Below are 460 nucleotides of genomic sequence, written 5' to 3' on the forward strand. Positions count from 1 at the left end.
GTAAGGGCTTAAAGAGGGCAAAACATAAAGAAGATTACATTAATGGAGGATTTGGAGCATATAATGCGGGAATGAATATGGCGAGTGCATTAGGGGGAAATGTACTAAGTTCTACTATGTCCTTAAATTACAGCCAAAATAAAAATAAATACCATAGAGAAGAAAGTATATCGATAGGAAGTAATTTACAAGTAGGAAAAGGAGTGGAGTATAATGGAGAAAACCTTCATACAAGAGGACTTAATATATTAAATGAAGGAGATACGGTATACAACATAACAGGACAAATATTAAAAGAAGCAGGTAAAAGTATAATAAAAGAAAGCTCAAGTAACAAAGGATTCGGGTTGTCAGTCAGCCACAATACTTTTGATACGGCAGGACAGGTGCAGAATGTATTAAAACCTTCAAGCAGAACAATAACTCCAAGTGTAAACAGAGGAAAGGGAGAAATGACATC

General features: G+C 35.0%; 1 protein-coding gene. It reads left to right on the top strand.

Annotated elements, in window-relative coordinates:
- The coding region (locus EII29_RS12365) for a hypothetical protein (RefSeq protein ID WP_158612548.1) at positions 1-460 on the top strand (460 nt) is incomplete at both ends.

This window comes from Leptotrichia sp. OH3620_COT-345 (assembly GCF_003932895.1).
Taxonomy (GTDB): domain Bacteria; phylum Fusobacteriota; class Fusobacteriia; order Fusobacteriales; family Leptotrichiaceae; genus Pseudoleptotrichia.